The following is an 18542-nucleotide window of genomic DNA, read 5'->3' as shown; positions in this document are numbered from 1 at the left end:
TTCAACCCAGCTCCCTGAAACGCTCCGACAGAAACGCCACGAAGCTGCGCACCCGCGACACCGCGCGGTGGCGCTGGTGGTAGACGGCGTAGATATCGGCTTCGGGCGTGGCATAGTCCGGTAGCACCGGCACCAGCCGGCCGCTGGCCAGGTAGCGGCGTATGTCCCATTCCGCGCGCATCACGATGCCGTGGCCGTCCAGGGCCCAATTGACGGCGATCTCGCCGTCGTTCGTGGTCAGATTGCCGCGCACGCGGATGGCTTCGGCGCGCTGCCGCGCCTTGGCCGCGGGCTTGCCGCCGCGCCCGCACGCGGCGGGTGTCAACCGCCACACGCCATAGGCGTCGCTGCCCTGGCGGATGCCGATGCAATTGTGGCGGTCCAGGTCCTTGGGCGATTGGGGCGTGCCGCGCTCGCGCAGATATTTCGGCGAGGCGCACAGCAGCCGCCGGTTCGGGGCCAGGAACGTCGCCACGAAGCGGGCGTCCGGCGGGGCGCCGAAGCGCACGCAGACGTCGAAGGCGTCTTCATCCAGCGGCGGCGGATCGGCGGACAGTTGCAGCTGTACCTCCACCTCGGGGTAGTGTTTGCTGTATTCCGAAATGACGGGCGCCACATGCATGCGCCCGAAACCCAGCGTCGCATTGACCCGCAGCAGGCCGCCGGGCTTGTCGCGGGTGCGTCCCAACTGCTGCTGGAGATCGTCGATGTCGCCCAGTATCGCGCGGGCGCGCTGAAGCAGGATTTCGCCTTCCGGGGTGGCATGGATGCGGCGCGTCGTTCGCACCAGCAGGGGCAGGCCCAGGCGGGTCTCCATCGCCGCGAGCCGTTTGCTCACGGCAGCCGTCGAGATGCCCAGGTCCCGGGCGGCGGCGCTCAGGCTCCCGGCGCCCGCGACGGCAACGAAAAAACCCAGGTCGGCCGCCTGCAGGCCCGCGGATGGCGTCATGGTGATCTCCTCGTGATCATTAACCTGAAGTTAATGGCGGTTCAACTTTAGACGCACTTGCCGGCGTCGTCCACGCCGGACAATCCAGCGGAACCCATCACTGGAGCATATGAAGATGAGGACGTACAGGATCGCCACCATTCCGGGCGATGGCATCGGCAAGGAAGTCGTCCCCGCAGGGCGCACCGTCATGGAAGCGGTGGCCCGGGCGGTGGGCGGCCTGCGGTTCGAATTCCAGGATTTCGACTGGGGCGGCGATCATTACCGCAAGCACGGCGCGATGATGCCGGAGGACGGTCTGGACGCCCTGCGCGACAAGGACGCGATCCTGTTCGGCTCGGCGGGCGACGCGGATATTCCCGATCACATCACCTTGTGGGGGCTGCGGCTGAAAATCTGCCAGGGGCTGGACCAGTACGCCAACGTGCGGCCGACGCGCATCCTGCCCGGCATCGACGCCCCGCTGAAGCGCTGCGGCCCCAAGGACCTGGACTGGGTGATCGTGCGCGAGAATTCCGAAGGCGAGTATTCCGGCGTGGGCGGACGCGTGCACCAGGGCCATCCGATCGAAGCCGCCACGGACGTATCGATCATGACGCGGGTGGGCGTCGAACGCATCCTGCGTTTCGCGTTCCGGCTGGCGCAGTCGCGTCCGCGCAAACTGCTCACCGTCATCACCAAATCGAACGCGCAGCGGCACGCCATGGTCATGTGGGACGAAGTCGCCGCAGAGGTGGCGCGCGAGTTCCCGGACGTCGATTGGGACAAGGAGCTGGTCGACGCCGCGACGGCGCGCATGGTGAACCGGCCGGCTTCGCTGGACACCATCGTCGCCACCAATCTGCATGCCGACATCCTGAGCGACCTGGCGGCGGCGCTGGCCGGCAGCCTGGGCATTGCGCCCACCGGCAACATCGATCCGGAACGCCGCTACCCGTCGATGTTCGAGCCGATCCATGGCTCTGCCTTCGACATCATGGGCAAGGGCTGGGCGAATCCCGTCGGCACTTTCTGGTCGGTCGTGATGATGCTGGAGCACCTGGGCGAAAACGAAGCCGCGCGGCGCGTCATGGCGGCCATCGAAGCCGTCACCGCCGATCCGGCACTGCATACCCGGGACCTGGGCGGAACGGCGGGCACGCAGGACGTGACCCGGGCCGTCTGCGAGCATCTGTCCGCCGGCGCATAACGGGATTCAATCCGGGTCGAGCCGCGAATAGATCGCGGACGCCGCAAACAGATCGCAGACGCCACGGATAGGCCGCACAGGCCGCATACAAGCCGGGTCCATCCGGCAATACATGAAAACGACAGGAGGAGACACACCATGAGCATCGCTGCTTTGTTGAGCCGGCGCGCCTTTGCCGCGGCCTTTGCCGCCTTGTGGGGCGGCTGCGCGGCCCTCGCAGGCCTTCCCGCCGCCGCGGCGGACAACTGGCCCGACCATGCGCTGACGCTGGTGGTGCCGTTCCCCACGGGCGGCACGACGGATGTCCTGGCGCGCGCCTTGGGCGAGCAGCTGGCGCGCAGTCTGGGGCAACCGGTCATCGTGGAAAACCGCCCGGGCGCGGGCGCGACCATCGGAGCCGATTACGTCGCGAAGTCCAGGCCGGACGGCTATGTGCTGCTGATGGGCGCGGTGCACCACACCATCGCCAGCAGCGTCTATCCCTCGCTGAACTACAACTTCCAGAAAGACCTGGCGCCCATCGCGCCCATCGCGATGGTGCCGAACGTGCTGACCATCAATCCCGCGTACACGCCGGCGCACAACGTCGCCGAGCTGGTCGCCCTGGCGAAGAAGAACGCCAACGGATTGGCCTACGGATCCAACGGCTTCGGCACGGCGCAGCATCTGATCGGCACGCAATTCCAGACCTTGACGGGCGCGCGCCTGCTGCACGTGCCCTACAAAGGCAGCGGGCCGCTGACCACGGACCTGCTGGGCGGCCAGGTCGCCATGTCCTTCGACACCATGACGACCGTGCTGCCGCAGATCAAGGCGGGCAAGCTGCGCGCGCTGGCGGTGACCACGGCGCAGCGCAGCAAGGCCTTGCCCGACGTGCCGACGCTGGCGGAGTCGGGTCTGCCCGGCTTCGACATCGGGACGTGGTTCGGCGTGTTCGCCGCAGCCGGCACGCCCCAGCCCATCGTCGACAAGCTGAGCGCTGACATCGGCAAGATCACGGCGTCGGCGGATTTCCGGCAGAAGCTGGATGCGGCAGGGGCCGAACCGATGACGGCCACGCCGGCGGAGTTTGCCGCACGCATCGACAGCGAGACGAAAAAGTTCGCCAAGCTGGTGAAGGAGAACAATCTGAAGGTGGAGTGATGAGCGCGATGCGTCATGGCCGACGCGCCGTGGGCCGATGCGCCATGGCTGGCGCGCCATGGGGTCGAGGCGCCATGGCTCATACGTCATGGGCCATGCGGCCAATGCGGCGAGTGCCGCCATGTGATCCAGCCGCGGCACGCAAAAAAGGACCGGCGCGAGGCCGGTCCTTTATCGCGGGTCAGGCGTTGCCCGGGGGCGGTCGCCCGGCGCGGCTTAATGGCGTCGCATAACGGCGCCGCATAACGGCATTGCATAACGGTGCCGCCATTTCGCGCCGCGGCGGGCGCCGCTGCCCGGCACCGCCGCTCAACGCACCGGCGCCGCTTCCGCGCCAACGTCCTTGCGGATCTTCGCCACTTGTTCCGCGGTCACGGCGGGGGCCTTGTTGCCCCAGCTGTTGCGCACGAACGTGACGACATCGGCCACCTCCTTGTCCGTCAGGCGGTAGTCGAAGCCCGGCATCGCGTAGTGCGTGGGAGCCGCCTTCGTCCACGGCATTTCCGCGCCCTTGAGCACGATGTGGATGAGCGACGTGGGATCCGCGCTCAGCACCGTCGAGCTCTGCGCGAGCTGCGGGAAGGTTTCGGTGTAGCCCTTGCCCGAACTGCGGTGGCAGGCCGCGCAGTTGTTCAGGAAGGTCATGGCGCCGTCGCTCTTGTCGCTGCCGCGGCGCAGGGCCTGGGCCGTCGCGTCGTCGTAGGCGAGTTTCGCGCCGTCGTCATGGCCGGCGGGCGAAAGCGTCTTCAGGTACGCCGCGATCGCGTTCAGGTCGGCATCGCTCATGTGCTGCGTGCTGTCCTGCACCACCTGCGCCATGCCGCCGAAGGCCGCGGAATGCCCGTTGCGGCCGCCCTTCAGGAAGGCGACGATGTCTTCCTTGCTCCAGGAGCCCAGGCCGCTGTTGACGTCGCCGCGCAGGTTCTTCGCCAGCCAGCCTTCGACCACGCCGCCCGACAGGAAGGCGGTGCCGTCGGCATCGGTCAGCGCTTTTTCCTGCAGCGCGAAGCCGCGCGGCGTATGGCAGGAGCTGCAGTGGCCCAGGCCTTCGACAAGGTACTTGCCGCGCAGCACCTGCGCATCGGCGCCCGCACCCGCCGGCGCGGCGGCGGCATCGTCGCCGACGGGTTCGGGCGCGAACATCGCGCGCCAGATGCGCAGCGGCCAGCGCATGGACAGCGGCCAGGGAATGTCGTTGTCCCTGTTGGCCTGGCTGACCGGCTGCACGCCGTGCATGAAGTACGCATACAGCGCCTTCACATCCTCGGGCCTGACCTTCGCATAGGCCGTGTACGGCATGGCCGGATACAGGCTGCTGCCATCCTTGGCGACGCCGTGGCGCACGGCGCGGTCGAAGTCCTCGTAGGTGTAGTTGCCGATGCCGGTGTCCTTGTCCGGCGTGATGTTGGTCGAATAGATGGTGCCGATGGGCGTATCGAACGGCAGGCCGCCCGCGAAGGGCTTGCCGTCCTTGGTGGTGTGGCAGGCCACGCAGTCGCCCGCGCGCGCCAGGTACTCGCCTTGCCGGATCAACTGGGTATCGGCGCCGGCGGCGGGCGCCTGGGCCCATGCCGAGCCCGTGGCCAGCATGAAGGCCGCGGCGATGAGATGTTGCTTCATCATTTGTGCGTGCCTCCTTATGCCTGCACCAGCGGTCCGGGGTTCTTCAGGTACTGCTCGCGGATGTGGTGCGCGGCCCAGTAGGCCAGTCCGCCCACCAGGCCGGTCGGGTTGTAGCCCATGTTCTGCGGGAACACGCAGGCGCCCATCACGAAGACGTTGGGCACGTCCCAGCTTTGCAGGTACTTGTTCACCACGCTTTCCTTGGGGTTCGAGCCCATGATCGCGCCGCCGGTGTTGTGCGTGCTTTGATACACCCGGGTGTCGTAGTGCGTGCCTTTCTTGCGCACGGCGACGAAGTATTTGTCCGGATTCATCGCCTTGGCGACTTCCTCCATGCGCTTGCCCATGTAGGCAATCATGTCGAACTCGTTGTCGTGCCAGTCGAAGGTCATGCGCAGCAGCGGCTGGCCGTAGGCGTCTTTGTAAGTCGGGTCCAGCGACAGATAGGCGTCGCGATAGGACATGACCGAGCCCGACATGCCGATGCTCATGTAGCGCTGGTAGGCGTCCTGCACGCCGGCCTTCCAGGCGCTGCCCCAGCGGGGAACGCCGGGCAGCACCGGCGTCTGGTTGATGGGCCGGCCGCCATAGCGGATGTGGCGGATCGATGCGCCGCCGATGAAACCCAGCGGGCCGTGATCGAACTGGTCGCCATTCAGGTCGTCCATCGAAACGCCGCCGGCGCCGGTGCCCACGAAGGGATTCAGCTGCGTGCCCTTGGGCAGCAGCACGTTGACCGCGCCGTTCATCTGGTACGCGTAGTTCTTGCCGACCACGCCTTCCCCGGTGGCCGGATCGTAGGGCTTGCCGATGCCGGAGAGCAGCAACAGGCGCACGTTGTGCATCTGGTAGGCGGTCAGGATGACGAGGTCCGCCGGCTGTTCCACTTCGCGGCCCTGGGCGTCGACATAGGTCACGCCGGTGGCCTTCTTGCCGGTGGAATCCAGGTTCACCCTGAGCACCTGCGAATGCGTGCGCAGTTCGAAGTTCGGCTTCTTCAGCAGCACGGGCAGGATGGTGGTCTGCGGCGACGCCTTCGAGTACATATAGCACCCGTAGTTCTCGCAGAAACCGCAGAAATTACAGGGGCCCAGGCGCACGCCGTAGGGATTGGTGTAGGGCTGCGACGCGTTGTCGGCCGGAGCGGGGTAGGGGTTGAAGCCCACTTCCCGGGCCGCTTTTTCGAACAGTTGCGCGCCGTAGGTGTTGGTGAGCGGGGGCAGCGGATATTCCTTGCTGCGCGCGCCTTCGTGGGGATTGCCGCCTTCCACGATCTTGCCCTGCAGGTTGCCGGCCTTGCCCGACGTGCCGCAGACATACTCGAACTGGGTGAAGAAGGGCTCCAGTTCGTCGTAGGTGACCCCGAAGTCCTGGATGGTCATGTCCTCGGGGATGAAATTCTTGCCGTAGCGTTCCTCGTAGCGGGTCCGCAGCTGCAGTTCTTCCGGCAGCACGCGATAGTGCATGCCGTTCCAGTGAAAGCCCGCGCCGCCCACGCCGTTGCCCAGCAGGAAAGAGCCGTTCTGGCGATACGGCACGGCCACGTCGTTCACGCCATGGCGGATGGTGACGGTTTCCTTGGCCAGTTCCTGGTACAGCTTGCCGCGCACCGAGTAAGCCAGTTCGTCGATGACCTTCGGGTACTGCGCGTCGGTCGGCGTATCGCGCATGGCGCCGCGTTCCAGCGCCAGGACGTTCAGCCCCGCCTCGGTCAGTTCCTGACCCATGATGGCGCCGGTCCAGCCGAAGCCCACCAGCACCACATCCACTTTTTCTCGCTTGATCGCCATGCTCAGCCTCTTTCCCCGGAAATCGATACCGGCCCATACGGGTACTTGACGTTGGGCTGGTCCGCCCAGTCGGCGAAGTCGGCGCGCGCGCCGGGGAAGCCGACCATCTTCCATCCCACCATGTTCTTGTTGCCGCCATAGATGGGATCGGCGAAATAACCTTCGCGGGTGTTGGAGAGCAGGAAATTGAAGAAAGTCTTGGCGGGCACGGTGTCGAATTCGATCTTGCCGCCGTCCAGGTCCTTCAGGATCTGCTCCTGCACCTTCTTGTCCAGATCGGCGTAGACCTTGCCGTGCTGCTTGGTGCACCACGCATCGCAGGCGGCGATGCCGTGGCGGTAGACGTCGCGCGGCGTCTGGTTGATCTGATAGCCCAGCTCGGGCGCGACGTCGGGATGGAAGGGGCCTTGCATGTACCACAGCTGACCATGGCCCCAGGGCGTTTCCATCTGCCGGTCGATGTATTCCGGCACGCCGGCTTCGAGCGCGCCGGCGCCATATTCATCGGAGGGGATCAGGTGGTCGACCGCCGCATGGATGAATTTCCATTCCGCGTCGGTGAAGTAGGTGGGGGTATAGGGTTTGGAGGGACTTGCGGTTTCGGCCGTCGCGGCCGTTTCGGCATGAGCCGTTTGGGTAATGGCGGCGCCGGTGGCCAATGTTGAGGCGGGCACGATCGCCAGTACCTGCTGCAGGAACCGCCTGCGCGGCTCTCGCTCTTGTGTCATTGAAGCTTCTCCCAGGAAACCGGCAGCGAAAAAAGGGCTCTGCGACGAATCCTCGGGCCGATACTTCGCTGGACCGGATGAGCAGTCTTATATCAGATACAACTATCAGCAATCAAACGTTCAGCATAATGACAGCGGGAAATCAATAGTCAGTAGGGTTGAGAACAACACTAATCACGAAGAAAGAAAGAGCGTTGTTCTACGCGCTTCCTAACGCGCTGTCGGTATCACGCGACCTAACGCGCTGTCGGTGCCACGCGTCTCACCGCGCCGTCGGTGCCGCGCGTCTTAACGCGCTGTCGGGGCGAGGCGTTTCACCGCGCTATCGGCTTCACACGCCCCGACGCCACACCCGCGTCCCGCCTGTAAGCGCAAGGTATGGCCCACCCGCGGCTGTATGCGAAAGGCGGGGGCGGACGTCATCCACGATGCCGCGCCGCCCAAAAGACCATATGGCGGGCGGGCAAGAGAGGGGGTACAGTCTCGGCATTGCAGGTTGTTTGTTCGCACCGCGCCCCTGTACATCGAAACGCCCGGCTCCTCACGCGGACGTTCTACGCCAATCGTTCCAACGTTTGACTACGTTCAAGAAAGGAGAAGGATGATGGGCAATCTGCTTGTTCGATGGATCGTCATGGGCGCGGCAACGGTACTGCTGGGCGCCTGCGCGCCCAGCAAGCCGCCGAAGGAATCCGGTTTCCTCGGCGACGGCTATGCGAAGCTGCAGAAGGAAGACGCCCCCGATGGCGGGCCGCGCTGGGTGTATGCCAGCCCGCGCTTTACGCCGGCCAATTACCGTGCGGTGCTGCTCGAGCCGGTGGCGTTCTATCCCGAGCCGCAGCCCACCGCGGAGGTATCCGCCGATACCTTGACGCAGATCCGCCATTACGCCGACAACAGCATGCGGCAGAAGCTGGGACGCGAGGTCATGCTGACCGACCGAGCGGGGCCCGGCGTGGCCCGCGTGCAGGTGGCCATCACCGCGGTCGGCACCGAAGACCAGGCGCTGCGCCCCTATCAATACATTCCCATTGCATTCGTCATCACGGGGGCCAAGGCGGTGGTCGAAGGCGGCCGTCCGCAGGATGCGTCGATCGCCATCGAAACGAAGGTGACGGACAGCATGACGGGAGAGGTGCTTTACGAGGCCGTACGGGGCGGCACGGGAGAGGAAGTGTCGCATGCGTCCCAGGGCCAGGGCGGCGTGCAACCCGATTCCCTGCGGCCCTTGATCGACACCTGGACCGACGGGGCGGCGCAGCAGATCAAGGAATTCGTCGCCCAGCGCTGAAGACGCGCCCACACCCGCGCATGGCCTTTGTCCAGAGGGGAGGACATGGCTCACGATAACGACGGCGGACGCCATGACGACGGCGTGGACGGCGGCACCCGCCCGGGCCAGGACGGCGCCCGCGATGGCATGGGCCCGGGCGAGGACCACGCCGCCGATGGGCACGGTTTCGGCGCGCCCGAAATCCGGCGCCGCAAACGCGGCATTTCGTGGATCTGGCTGGTGCCCATCGTCGCCGCCCTGGCCGGCTTGTCACTGGTGATCAAAGCCCGGCTCGAGGCCGGGCCGACCATCACCATCACATTCCTGACCGCCGACGGGCTGGAGGCCGGCAAAACGCAGATACGGTACAAGGCCGTCGCCGTCGGCCTGATCCAGAACATCCGCATCAGCGAAGACCGCACCCACGTCGTCGCAACGGCGAGCTTGGCGAAGGACGCCGCATCGCTGGCCCAGGAAGGAACGAATTTCTGGGTGGTGCGCCCGCGCCTGGGCCTGAGCGGCGTGTCAGGGCTGGGCACGCTGTTGTCAGGCGCCTACATCGGCGTCGACGCCCCGCGCGTGGTCGTGCATGGCCATTCCAAGACCCACTTCACCGGCCTGGAAAGCCCGCCCCAGGTCACGCAGGACCGGCCCGGCAAACGCTTCACGGTAAAGGCCGAGAGCCTGGGCTCTCTCGATATCGGATCGCCGGTGTACTTCCGGCGCATTCCGGTGGGCGAGGTCATCGGTTATCGGCTGGATCCGGATGGGCGGGACATCAATGTGCAGTTGTTCGTCGATGCGCCTTACGACCGGTATGTCACCCGGGCCACCCGTTTCTGGAACGCGAGCGGCATCGATTTGTCTGTCGATGCGCAAGGCCTGCGGCTGCGCACGCAGGCGCTGCTCGCCGTGGCGGTCGGCGGCATCGCATTCGAGGAAATGGGCGAGCAGCAAACCGTCGCCGCCGGGGCCGACACGGTATTTCGCCTTTTTCCCGGCGAGCAGGCGGCGCGGGCGCGGCCGGACGGGCCCGCGCTGCATGTGCGCATGCGGTACGACCAGTCGGTGCGCGGCCTGAGCCTGGGCGCGCCCGTGGACTTCAACGGCATCGTCATGGGGCAGGTGGATGCCATCGACATCGATTTCGATGCGCAGGAAAAGCGCTTTTTCACCGTAGTGGCGGCCACGATCTTTCCCGATCGCCTGGGACCCGTCGCAGACGTGATTCGCAAATATGAAGGTCCCGATCCCGAGCATCCCAGCGGCAAGCTGCTGGCCCAATTGGTGGACCGGGGCCTGCGCGCGCAGTTGCGCACGGGCAATCTGCTGACCGGACAGCTCTATGTCGCGATCGACATCTTCCCGCGCGCGCCGCCCGCGCAGCTCGATATGGGTCCGCCGATCGCGCTGCCCACCGTGCCCAACAACCTGGAGCAGGTGCAGCAGCAGCTCGCGAATGTGGCGGCCAAAATCGACCGCATTCCTTTCGACAAGCTGGGCGCGGACCTGAGCAGCACGCTGACCAGCGCCAGCCGGCTGATGAACCGTCTGGACAAGCAGGTGGCGCCAGAGGCGCAGGCGGCATTGCGCCAGGCGGCGGCGTCATTCACGCACATCGGCGCGCTGCTGGCGTCGGATTCCAGCCTGACGGGGAATATGCGGGGGACGATGGCGGAACTGGAACGGGCCGCGCGATCGCTGCGCGCCCTGGCCGATTACCTGCAAGCCAACCCCGAAGCCCTGTTGCGCGGTCGTGCCGCGGATCCGGTGCCGGTCCGTGCCAGGGCCAGGTAGCGGCGGCGCCGCCGCGGCCCGGGCATGGCTTGTGCGTGGCTCGGCGCTCCGTCAATTCACACCCCGGGAGTCGCCATGAAACTGTACCGAGCCCTTATATCGCTTTCCGTCGTCGCCTTTGTAGGATTGGCCGGCTGTGCCAGCCGCGATGAGGGACGTTCGTCCATGCTGTCGAGCACGGACCAGACTTTCCTGGAGGACGCCACGCAAGGCAATTACGCCGAGATCCAGGGCAGCCAGATGGCGCTCGACAAGAATGCCAGCGCCGACGTGCAGACGTTCGCGCGGCAGATGATCAAGGACCATACCGCCGCCAACCAGCGCCTGGCGGCCCTGGCCAAGCGCAAGGGTTACAACCCGCCCACGGGCCCGTCCATCGTGCAGGCCACCGAGCTGAAGACCCTGGGCCTGCTGTCGGGCAATGCGTTCGACAAGACCTATGTCGACCGCATCGGCGTGGCGGCGCACGAAGCCACGATCAAGATGTACGAGAAGGCCGCGCAGGGCGCGGATGACGCCGATATCCGCGCGTTCGCGAACGCCTTGCTGCCGAGCCTGCGCCACCACCTTGAAATGGCGCAACTGTTGAACCAGAAGCAGAAGGCGCAGTAACGTCCCGCGCGCCCTTGGCCGATTGGGGGCGCGATCCCAAACTACCCCGACAGGCGGGCGCGGCGCATGATGCGCCGCGCAACCGCACGCGAGGCGGCCCGTGACGCACATGCACATCGCCTTGGTGGTCTTCCTGCTTGTCACGGGCAGCGCACTGCTCGGTTTGCGCTTGCGCCGCCTGCTGCCGCCCCATCACGTCCAGAGCGAATCGCTCGACGCCATCAAACTGACCACCGGGCTCATCGCCACCCTGGCGGCATTGGTGCTCGGCTTGCTGGTCTCGTCTTCCAAGAGTGCGATGGACGCGGTCAACGCAGAACTCACCCGCAATGCCGCGCGCATCCTGCAGCTCGATGCGGTGCTGCGGGACTACGGGCCCGCGGCCGCGGAGCTGCGGCGCGACATGCTGCGCGACTACGCCGCCACCGTCGCCCTGTTGTCCGAAGAGACACCCTTGATGGTGGACCGCGCCACCGTGCCGTGGCGCCTGCATCGGCTGCAGGACTACCAGGACCGCATGATCGCGCTGCCCGCCGACGACGACGTGCACCGGCAATTGCGCACGCAGGCCGTGCAGCTGCAAGCCCAGATATCCGCGACGCGATGGCTGCTGGTGCTGCAGCGCGACGGGTCCGTTTCGGTGCCGCTGCTCTTCGTCCTGGTGGTGTGGCTGATGATTATCTTTCTGGCCTTCGGCGTGCTGTCGCCGCGCAATGGCGCGGTCGTTGTGGCGCTCCTGCTTTGCGCCGTGTCGGCGTCCGGCGCGATATTCCTGATTCTGGAAATGGACCGACCGCTGGACGGCATGATCCATATCTCCACGACGCCCCTGCGCGACGCACTGCTGCGCCTGCAGCAGTAAGGCGGTTTCAGGCGCGCGCGGCCGCCGGGGCTTCCGGCGTTTCGGCGCGCCGGTCGTCGATGGGGAAATGAAGCAGGGCGGCCACCACGCCCGCCGCCGCCGTGACCTGCCACAGCAGCGCATAGGAACCCGTCAGGTCGAACACCAGCCCGCCCAGCCAGGCGCCCAGGAAAGAACCGATCTGATGGCTCAGAAAACAGATGCCGAAAAGCGTGCCCAGGTGCCGCGTGCCGAACACCTTGGCGACCAGCCCGCTGGTCAGCGGCACCGTACCGAGCCAGGTCAGGCCCATCACCGCGGCGAACAGGACGACCGAGACCGTGCTTTTCGGCAGCAGGAAGAACGCCAGGATGGCCGCCCCGCGTATCAGGTACAGCCACGCCAGCACGTGCTGCTGGCGATAGCGGCCGCCCAGCCAGCCGCAGGCCCAACTGCCCGCCATATTGAACAGGCCGATCAGGGCCAGCGCGGTGGCGCCCAGCCCCGCCGGCATATGGCATAGATACAGGTACTGGGGCAGGTGGGTGGCGATAAAGGCGAGCTGAAAGCCGCAGGTAAAGAATCCCAGCGTCAGCAGGCGGTAGCCGCGATGGCCGGCGGCTTGCGCCAGCGCCTGCCGCAGCGTGGGTGCCGGCATCGCGGCCGGCGCGCCGCCGCGGCCGGCCGCTTCAGCCGTGCCGCCGGGGCGGCGGTCGAGCATGACGCCCAGCGGCGCGGCAAGCAGGATCAGACCCGCCAGCACATACAAGGCCATCGACAGCCCGGCCCACTCGCGCACCGCCTGCGCCACCGGTACCAGCAGCACCTGGCCCAGCGAGCCGCCGGCGCTGACCCAGCCCAGGGCCACGCTGCGGCGTTCGGGCGCGACGATGCGTCCCACGGCGGGCAAGACCACGCCAAAGGCCGTGCAACTGATGCCGATGCCGACAAGCAGCCCCATGCCCGCAATCAGCCACGGCCCCGATGGCGCCATCGCCGATATGGCCAGGCCTGCGGCAAGCACGACGCTGCCGGCCGCGACCACCACCGAGGCGCCATAGCGGTCCGCCAGCGCGCCGGCAAAAGGCTGGGCGAAGCCCCACACCAGATTGTGGATGGCGATCGCCAGCGCGACCAGGGTGATGGGCAGACCGCGGTCGTACGAAAACGGCCCGATGAAAAGCCCGAAGGTCTGCCGCGTGCCCATGGCGGCGCTGAGGATCAGCGCGCCGGCCAGGATGGCGAACAGGATAAGGCGTGGGGATGAGAACGTATCGCGATGATCGGCTTGCATGAGGTGCGGTCTCCTTGCGCCTATCATCGGCGCGCGCCGCGCCTGATGGCAACCGAAATAAATTCGCCTCAGGGTGAGGGAAATTCATCCGCTTCGCGCCGCGCCTGCGTCAGCAGCCATTGCCGGAAAGCGCCGAGCACAGGCCGGTCTTCCGCGCCTTCGCGGGCGACCAGCCAATAGGCGGTTTCCGCCCTGACCGCCGGCCCCGCGGCAACCAGCTTGCCGCTGGCAAGTTCGTCGTCGATCAGCGGGCGGCGGCCCAGCGCCACGCCGATGCCGGCGGCCGCCGCTTCGAAGGCCATCTGTAGCCGGTCGAACCGCAGGCCGCCGGACAGGTCGACGCCATGCCGCCCCGTGGCATCCAGCCAGGCGTGCCATTCCTCGCTCGCCAGCGGCACGTGAAGCAGCGTCGCCTTGCGCAGATCCGGCTGCCCGTCCGGGCCAAGCAGCCGCTCGAGATAAGCCGGACTGCAAACCGGCAGCAGGCGCTCGCCGAACAGCCGCGTCCATCCCGGTCCGGCGGCGGGGGTGCGGCTCATGCGGACCGCGAAATCGAAGCCGTCCACCGGGATGCCGAACTGACGCGGCGAGGTATCGATGGTCACATCGATGTCCGGCCACTGCGCGCGGAATGCCGGCAGCCGCGGCAGCAGCCAGCGGGCGGCAAAGCCCGCCGCGCAGGTAAGGGACAAGGTCTGTCTTCCATGGTGCCTGGGCAGCCGCTGCATGCCGATCGCCAGCAAGGAAAAGGCTTCGGAGACATAGTTCAGATAGTCCGCGCCCGCGGCCGTGAGCGTCAGCCCGCCCGGCTGCCGGTCGAACAAACGCACGCCCAGGAAGTCCTCCAGCCCGGCGATGCCATGGCTGACCGCGCTGGGCGTGACGTTCAACTCGGCGGCCGCCAGACGGAAACTCTTCAGGCGGCCGGCGGCCTCGAAAAAACGCAGCGGCGAAAGCGGAGGCAGGCGCAGGGGCATCTTGGGGCTCGCGGTCGGGAAGCCCGCGCGGCGGCGCCATGGAACGACGCGGACGGCGTGGGCAATGCGGCCGACAGCATATAACGGCGCCCCGCGCCGTGCGAAGTCAGGCGTCCAGCGCCGCGATCAGGCCGGCCAACGCGAGCATGCCGGGATCGTCCATGCCGACGCTGCGTTCGCCGAACATGCGCGCCCGGCCGATGCGGCAGGGGCGGCCGCGAAAAGCGTCCAGGGTTTGGCGCGCCGCGGCGTGCGCGGCGCGGGCCTGTGCAGCCGGCTCGTCCAGGTTCGCAATGGCTTGCGCCACGGCATGCAACATGTCGAGGACCGTCTTGTCGCCCAGTTGCGTCTGGCCGCGCTCCAGCAGCGGCGGCACCAGGCTTTGGAGCAGCCCGCCCAGATCGCGCCAGGGCAGGTCCGTGCGCCCCGAGCAGGCCTTGCCGGCCTGCAGCATGGCGACGGCGCACAAGGTGCCAAGGCTGGATCCGGTGGCGCCGGCGGCGGCGCGGCCGCAGGCGCCGAGCAGTTCGCCCAGGTCGCCGCCGGTTTCCTGCGCGGCGGCATGCACGCGGGCGAAGACCCGGCGCAACGTCACGCCGGTATCGCCGTCGCCGAGCCGGCCGTCGGCTTCGTTCAGCGTCTGCTCCAGCGGGCCGCTGAAAACATCCTGCGCCACGCGCGCGGCCCGGCGCACGCTCTCGGCGTTCAACGTCCTGGCCGCGGCCTGGACGCCATCGGCGTCATGCATGGCGGCGTGTTCCGTGGCACGGGCTTCGGTTTCCGGCATGGGTTTCTCCTTTCGATGTGCGGATGCTGCGGCGCCGATGCAAGGCGGTGCGCTCATCGGCCCACGCGCCAGAACGGGCAGTCGGCCGGCGCGTTCAGCAGCGCTTCGAGTTCGTCGTCCAGATGCAGGACGCTGAGCGACACGCCGGCCATCTCCATGGACGTCGCATAATGGCCGACCAGCCGGTGCCGCAAGTCCAGGCCCTGGGACGCGATGCCTGAAGCGATGCGCCGGTACAGGATGTAAAGTTCCTCGAGCGGCGTCGCGCCCAGCGTATTGAGCAGGACCGCGACGCGTCCGGTGGCGGTGTCCGGGGTTTCGGCCAGCACGCGCGCCACGAGTTCGTCGGCCACCGCATCCGCGGGCTTCAGGCGGTCGCGCCAGATGCCCGGCTCGCCGTGGATGCCCATGCCCATTTCCATTTCGCCGTCGCCAAGCTCGAACGTGGGCGCTTGCGCGCCCGGGACCTGGCAGGGCGACAGCGCGCAGCCGATGGTGCGCGTCGCATCCACCGTCTTGCGCGCCACCCGCGTGACCTCTTGCAGATCCGCGCCCGCATCGGCGCTGGCGCCCGCCGTCTTGTAGGCGTAGATCAGCCCCGCCACGCCGCGGCGTTTGGCGCGTTCGGCGGCAGGCGCGCTCGCCACATCGTCATTGCCCAGGACCGTAGTCAAACGCGACGCGTCCCAGCCCAGCATGTCGCCGGCCAGATCGAAGTTCATCCGGTCGCCGCCGTAGTTGCCGTACAGACGCAGCACGCCGCGGCCCATGTCGGCCGCCTGGATCGCCGCCACGCAGCTGTCCAGGTTGGGCCCGGCAAAGACGTCGCCGATGGCGCAGCTATCGAGCAGCCCCGCGCCCACATAGCCGGTAAACAAGGGAAGATGACCCGATCCGCCGCCCGACGCGATGCCGACCTTGGCCTTGCCCGGCGGCTCGGATCGAACGATCACCCGGCCTTCGGGTCCGGTGCGCTTCAGGGATGGATGGGCGGCCGCAAGGCCGTCGAGCATGTCGTCGACATAGCGGTCCGGAGAGTTCAGCAGTTTCTTCATACGCGCTTGATGGTGGGAGCGGAAGTGGGGGAGCCCGATCGGCTGCGCGGCTGGCCGGCACGCGCATCGCCGGCGGTGAGGCCGCGCAGGCGGCCCAGGCCGATGGCGCACAGCGTGGACAGCACCGCGATGGCGGCCATGTACAGCGAGATGGGCATGGTGTCTCCCGGATGGCCAGCCAGCAGGCTGGCTGCCACCAGGGGCGAAAGGCCGCCGCCCAGGATCGGCCCGATCTGCTGCACCAGCGACAGGCCGCTATAGCGGATGCGCGCCGGGAAAAGCTCCGAGAAGAACGCCGCCTGGGCGCCGAACATCGCGCCATGGCCCAGCGCCAGCCCAAGCACGATCGCCACGGTCAGCCCCGTCATGCCGCTATCGGCCATGCCGTAGAAGAAGAACGCCAGCACGGCCTGGAACAGCGCGCCGCCCACGTAGACCGGCACGCGGCCGATGCGATCCGACAGCCAGCCGAAGAAGGGCAGCGTGAAGCATTCCAGCACGCAGCCGATCAGCACCGCGTCCAGCGCCGCGGCCTTGGGCATGCCGCGCTGCGTGACCGCGTAGGTAATCGCAAAGACGGCATAGATATTGAACAGCCCGCTTTCCGCGACCTTGGCCCCGATGCCCAGCAGCACCTTGTGCCAATGCTGGCGCAGCACTTCGACAAGGGGGAGGGTGGCGACGCCCTCATCGCGGCGCGTCTGCTCGAAAGCCGGGCTTTCATGAACGCTGAAGCGGATGAACAGCCCGACGCCGACCAGCAGCAGGCTGGCCAGGAAAGGCACGCGCCAGCCCCAGGCCAGGAAATCGGCCTCGGAAAGACTGGTCGACAGCACGCCCAGGAAGGCGATCGGCAGCAGAAAGCCTGCCGGTACGCCGATATGGACCATGCTGCCGACCAGGCCGCGCCGCTTCGGCGCCGCGTGTTCGATCGCCATCAGCACGCCGCCGCCGTACTCGCCGCCGATGCCGATGCCTTGCAGCAGCCGGAGCACTACCAGCAGGACGGGCGCCCACACGCCGATGCTGTCGTAGGCCGGCACCAGACCGATCGCGAAGGTGCCGATTCCCATCAACAGCATGGTCAGGATCAACATGCCCTTGCGGCCGAACTTGTCGCCGAAATGGCCGAAGACAATGCCGCCCAGCGGCCGGGCGATGTAGCCGACGAAGAAGGTGGAGAAAGCCGCGATCGTGCCCACCAGGGGATCGACGCTGGGAAAGAAGATCTTGTTGAAGACGAGGGCGGTGGCCGTGGCGTACAGCGTGAAGTCGTAGTATTCGACGACAGTGCCGATGGTGCCCGCCAGGACGCTGCGCGTGGTTTGCCGGCGGTCGCCCACCGTGCCGAGATCGTGAGCCATGGGTTGTCTCCCGGTTGTTGTAGTCATGACCCCCGCGCGAGCCAGGCACTCGCGCGGGGTAAAGCCAGGCCATCGGCCAGGCCCTCAGTCAGGCCATCAGCCGGCCCGCCGGCCGGCCTATCAGGCCGCGGCGGCAAGCTCCAGCGCCGCGAACGCTTCGTCGATGCGGCGGCGGCGCGCCTCGTCGGGCAGGCGCATCGGCGCGCGCGGATGCGACAGCGGCACGCCCTGCAGCGATTGCACGTACTTCACGCAGGCCGGCAGGTCGTCGCAGAAGATGGCGTTCCACAGACGCAGCAACTTGCCGTGCAGCGCAAGGCCGGTGGCATGGTCGCCCCGCTGCACGGCGTTCCACAGGGCCACCACCATGGCCGGCACGGCCGCCGGGTTCGCCGCGATCGTGCCGTGCGCGCCCAGCGCGAAGCTGGGATACAGCAGGGCGTCCACGGCGGTCAGCACCAGCTTGCCGTCGGGAAGGCCGGCCAGCAGATCGGCCAGCAGTTTCAGGTCGCCATTGCTTTGCTTGACCCCGATCACCTGCGGGACTTCGCGCATGATGCGGCCCAGCAGCGCCGGGCTCAGATAGCACCACGGCACCACGTTGTAGATGATCACCGGCAGACCGCTTTCCTGCGCGATGGTGCGGAAGTGATCGACCAGCGCGTCTTCGGACGGCTTGAACACGTAGTAGGGCGGCGTCACTTGCAACGCGACCGCGCCGGCTTGGCGTGCGATGGAGCAGCGTTCCACCGCCTGGCGCGTGCTGTTGATGATGACCCCCGCCACCAGCGGCAGGCGGCCGTTCAGTTCTTCGGCGGCGGCTTCCCACGTGGCCCGCAGTTCGTCGCTGTCCAGCGTATGGCCTTCGCCGGTGCTGCCGCCCACGCACACGCCGTGCACGCCGGCATTCACCATGAAGCGGATCTGTTTGCGGAACGTGCCCAGGTCCAGCGCGCCTTCCTGCGTGAAGGGCGTGGTGGTGGGGGGAATAACGCCTTTGAAGCGGTCGATGTCGCGCATGTCTCTCCTCCGTATTGCGAACATGTTGTTCGCATATTGGACATTGCGCGCAATGTTGTCAAGCGCCGTCCCGAAAAAAGACGAGCGCAGCCGCCTGCCG

At 67.3% G+C, this 18542-nt stretch carries 16 protein-coding genes; 6 read left to right on the top strand and 10 right to left on the bottom strand.

The genetic code is table 11. The features are described 5' to 3' along the window. Nucleotide 1: 1 nt before the first annotated feature. Nucleotides 2-949 carry a LysR substrate-binding domain-containing protein gene (locus CAL13_RS11235; RefSeq protein WP_086072432.1) on the bottom strand — a complete coding sequence of 316 codons (948 nt, stop codon included), beginning with the start codon at nucleotides 947-949 and terminating at the stop codon, nucleotides 2-4. A gap of 115 nt (nucleotides 950-1064) precedes the next feature. On the opposite strand from CAL13_RS11235, the gene CAL13_RS11230 reads away from it, so the two are divergent. Together CAL13_RS11230 and CAL13_RS11225 are read left to right on the top strand one after the other, a co-directional pair. Next, nucleotides 1065-2138 (top strand): tartrate dehydrogenase, encoded by a 1074-nt coding sequence (locus CAL13_RS11230; protein ID WP_086059391.1) that lies wholly within the window; start codon nucleotides 1065-1067, stop codon nucleotides 2136-2138. Nucleotides 2139-2276: 138 nt separating this feature from the next. Next, a complete protein-coding gene (locus CAL13_RS11225; protein WP_086057468.1) occupies nucleotides 2277-3281 on the top strand; it encodes a tripartite tricarboxylate transporter substrate binding protein in 1005 nt (334 codons plus the stop codon). Between the two features lie 309 nt (nucleotides 3282-3590). Here the strand turns inward: CAL13_RS11225 and CAL13_RS11220 are convergent, their stop codons facing one another. Genes CAL13_RS11220 through CAL13_RS11210 form a run of 3 tightly spaced genes read right to left on the bottom strand, consistent with a single transcriptional unit; the run spans nucleotide 3591 to nucleotide 7422 of the window. Next, on the bottom strand, nucleotides 3591-4904 hold the full coding sequence (locus tag CAL13_RS11220; protein WP_086072431.1) for a c-type cytochrome: 1314 nt from the start codon (nucleotides 4902-4904) through the stop codon (nucleotides 3591-3593). Between the two features lie 14 nt (nucleotides 4905-4918). Then, nucleotides 4919-6694: a GMC family oxidoreductase gene (locus CAL13_RS11215; RefSeq protein WP_086057466.1), complete on the bottom strand. Its 1776-nt coding sequence runs from the start codon at nucleotides 6692-6694 to the stop codon at nucleotides 4919-4921. A gap of 2 nt (nucleotides 6695-6696) precedes the next feature. Continuing rightward, the gene (locus CAL13_RS11210) at nucleotides 6697-7422 is read right to left on the bottom strand and encodes a gluconate 2-dehydrogenase subunit 3 family protein (RefSeq protein WP_086057465.1); all 726 of its coding nucleotides are present in this window, start codon (nucleotides 7420-7422) and stop codon (nucleotides 6697-6699) included. Between the two features lie 601 nt (nucleotides 7423-8023). Between CAL13_RS11210 and CAL13_RS11205 the strand changes: the two genes are divergently transcribed. The 4 genes from CAL13_RS11205 to CAL13_RS11190 all read left to right on the top strand — a co-directional run bounded on the left by CAL13_RS11205 (nucleotide 8024) and on the right by CAL13_RS11190 (nucleotide 11966). After that, the gene (locus tag CAL13_RS11205) at nucleotides 8024-8713 is read left to right on the top strand and encodes a DUF3313 domain-containing protein (protein ID WP_232462359.1); all 690 of its coding nucleotides are present in this window, start codon (nucleotides 8024-8026) and stop codon (nucleotides 8711-8713) included. Between the two features lie 129 nt (nucleotides 8714-8842). Continuing rightward, nucleotides 8843-10492: a PqiB family protein gene (locus CAL13_RS11200; protein WP_086073606.1), complete on the top strand. Its 1650-nt coding sequence runs from the start codon at nucleotides 8843-8845 to the stop codon at nucleotides 10490-10492. Between the two features lie 75 nt (nucleotides 10493-10567). Beyond that, nucleotides 10568-11104, top strand: a complete 537-nt coding sequence (locus CAL13_RS11195) for a DUF4142 domain-containing protein (RefSeq protein WP_157664457.1) — start codon at nucleotides 10568-10570, stop codon at nucleotides 11102-11104. A gap of 109 nt (nucleotides 11105-11213) precedes the next feature. Beyond that, on the top strand, nucleotides 11214-11966 hold the full coding sequence (locus CAL13_RS11190) for a bestrophin-like domain (protein ID WP_232462358.1): 753 nt from the start codon (nucleotides 11214-11216) through the stop codon (nucleotides 11964-11966). Between the two features lie 7 nt (nucleotides 11967-11973). Here the strand turns inward: CAL13_RS11190 and CAL13_RS11185 are convergent, their stop codons facing one another. The 6 genes from CAL13_RS11185 to CAL13_RS11160 form a co-directional block, all read right to left on the bottom strand. Then, the gene (locus CAL13_RS11185; RefSeq protein WP_086072430.1) at nucleotides 11974-13239 is read right to left on the bottom strand and encodes an MFS transporter; all 1266 of its coding nucleotides are present in this window, start codon (nucleotides 13237-13239) and stop codon (nucleotides 11974-11976) included. 68 nt (nucleotides 13240-13307) lie between these two features. Further along, nucleotides 13308-14216 (bottom strand): LysR substrate-binding domain-containing protein, encoded by a 909-nt coding sequence (locus tag CAL13_RS11180; RefSeq protein WP_086072429.1) that lies wholly within the window; start codon nucleotides 14214-14216, stop codon nucleotides 13308-13310. Between the two features lie 106 nt (nucleotides 14217-14322). Continuing rightward, entirely contained in the window at nucleotides 14323-15003 is a 681-nt protein-coding gene (locus CAL13_RS11175; protein WP_198297835.1) for a DAK2 domain-containing protein, read from the bottom strand. A gap of 53 nt (nucleotides 15004-15056) precedes the next feature. Next, the gene (locus CAL13_RS11170; protein ID WP_086072428.1) at nucleotides 15057-16058 is read right to left on the bottom strand and encodes a dihydroxyacetone kinase subunit DhaK; all 1002 of its coding nucleotides are present in this window, start codon (nucleotides 16056-16058) and stop codon (nucleotides 15057-15059) included. After that, the gene (locus CAL13_RS11165; RefSeq protein WP_086072427.1) at nucleotides 16055-17422 is read right to left on the bottom strand and encodes an MFS transporter; all 1368 of its coding nucleotides are present in this window, start codon (nucleotides 17420-17422) and stop codon (nucleotides 16055-16057) included. Before CAL13_RS11165 ends, CAL13_RS11170 begins: the two co-directional genes overlap by 4 nt. A gap of 120 nt (nucleotides 17423-17542) precedes the next feature. Then, nucleotides 17543-18442, bottom strand: coding sequence for a dihydrodipicolinate synthase family protein (locus CAL13_RS11160; protein WP_086072426.1), 900 nt, complete (start codon nucleotides 18440-18442; stop codon nucleotides 17543-17545). Nucleotides 18443-18542: the final 100 nt, after the last annotated feature.

Source organism: Bordetella genomosp. 9 (genome assembly GCF_002119725.1).
Lineage (GTDB): Bacteria > Pseudomonadota > Gammaproteobacteria > Burkholderiales > Burkholderiaceae_B > Bordetella_C.
The sequence above is the reverse complement of the archived record's forward strand: the minus strand, read 5'-3'. Positions and strand labels throughout refer to the sequence as shown.

Coding starts and splice junctions, on each gene's coding strand:
- CAL13_RS11235 (WP_086072432.1), bottom strand. CDS start 949: ATGACGCCATCCGCGGGCCTGCAGGCGGCCGACCTGGGTTTTTTCGTT.
- CAL13_RS11230 (WP_086059391.1), top strand. CDS start 1,065: ATGAGGACGTACAGGATCGCCACCATTCCGGGCGATGGCATCGGCAAG.
- CAL13_RS11225 (WP_086057468.1), top strand. CDS start 2,277: ATGAGCATCGCTGCTTTGTTGAGCCGGCGCGCCTTTGCCGCGGCCTTT.
- CAL13_RS11220 (WP_086072431.1), bottom strand. CDS start 4,904: ATGATGAAGCAACATCTCATCGCCGCGGCCTTCATGCTGGCCACGGGC.
- CAL13_RS11215 (WP_086057466.1), bottom strand. CDS start 6,694: ATGGCGATCAAGCGAGAAAAAGTGGATGTGGTGCTGGTGGGCTTCGGC.
- CAL13_RS11210 (WP_086057465.1), bottom strand. CDS start 7,422: ATGACACAAGAGCGAGAGCCGCGCAGGCGGTTCCTGCAGCAGGTACTG.
- CAL13_RS11205 (WP_232462359.1), top strand. CDS start 8,024: ATGATGGGCAATCTGCTTGTTCGATGGATCGTCATGGGCGCGGCAACG.
- CAL13_RS11200 (WP_086073606.1), top strand. CDS start 8,843: ATGGGCCCGGGCGAGGACCACGCCGCCGATGGGCACGGTTTCGGCGCG.
- CAL13_RS11195 (WP_157664457.1), top strand. CDS start 10,568: ATGAAACTGTACCGAGCCCTTATATCGCTTTCCGTCGTCGCCTTTGTA.
- CAL13_RS11190 (WP_232462358.1), top strand. CDS start 11,214: ATGCACATCGCCTTGGTGGTCTTCCTGCTTGTCACGGGCAGCGCACTG.
- CAL13_RS11185 (WP_086072430.1), bottom strand. CDS start 13,239: ATGCAAGCCGATCATCGCGATACGTTCTCATCCCCACGCCTTATCCTG.
- CAL13_RS11180 (WP_086072429.1), bottom strand. CDS start 14,216: ATGCCCCTGCGCCTGCCTCCGCTTTCGCCGCTGCGTTTTTTCGAGGCC.
- CAL13_RS11175 (WP_198297835.1), bottom strand. CDS start 15,003: ATGCCGGAAACCGAAGCCCGTGCCACGGAACACGCCGCCATGCATGAC.
- CAL13_RS11170 (WP_086072428.1), bottom strand. CDS start 16,058: ATGAAGAAACTGCTGAACTCTCCGGACCGCTATGTCGACGACATGCTC.
- CAL13_RS11165 (WP_086072427.1), bottom strand. CDS start 17,422: ATGGCTCACGATCTCGGCACGGTGGGCGACCGCCGGCAAACCACGCGC.
- CAL13_RS11160 (WP_086072426.1), bottom strand. CDS start 18,442: ATGCGCGACATCGACCGCTTCAAAGGCGTTATTCCCCCCACCACCACG.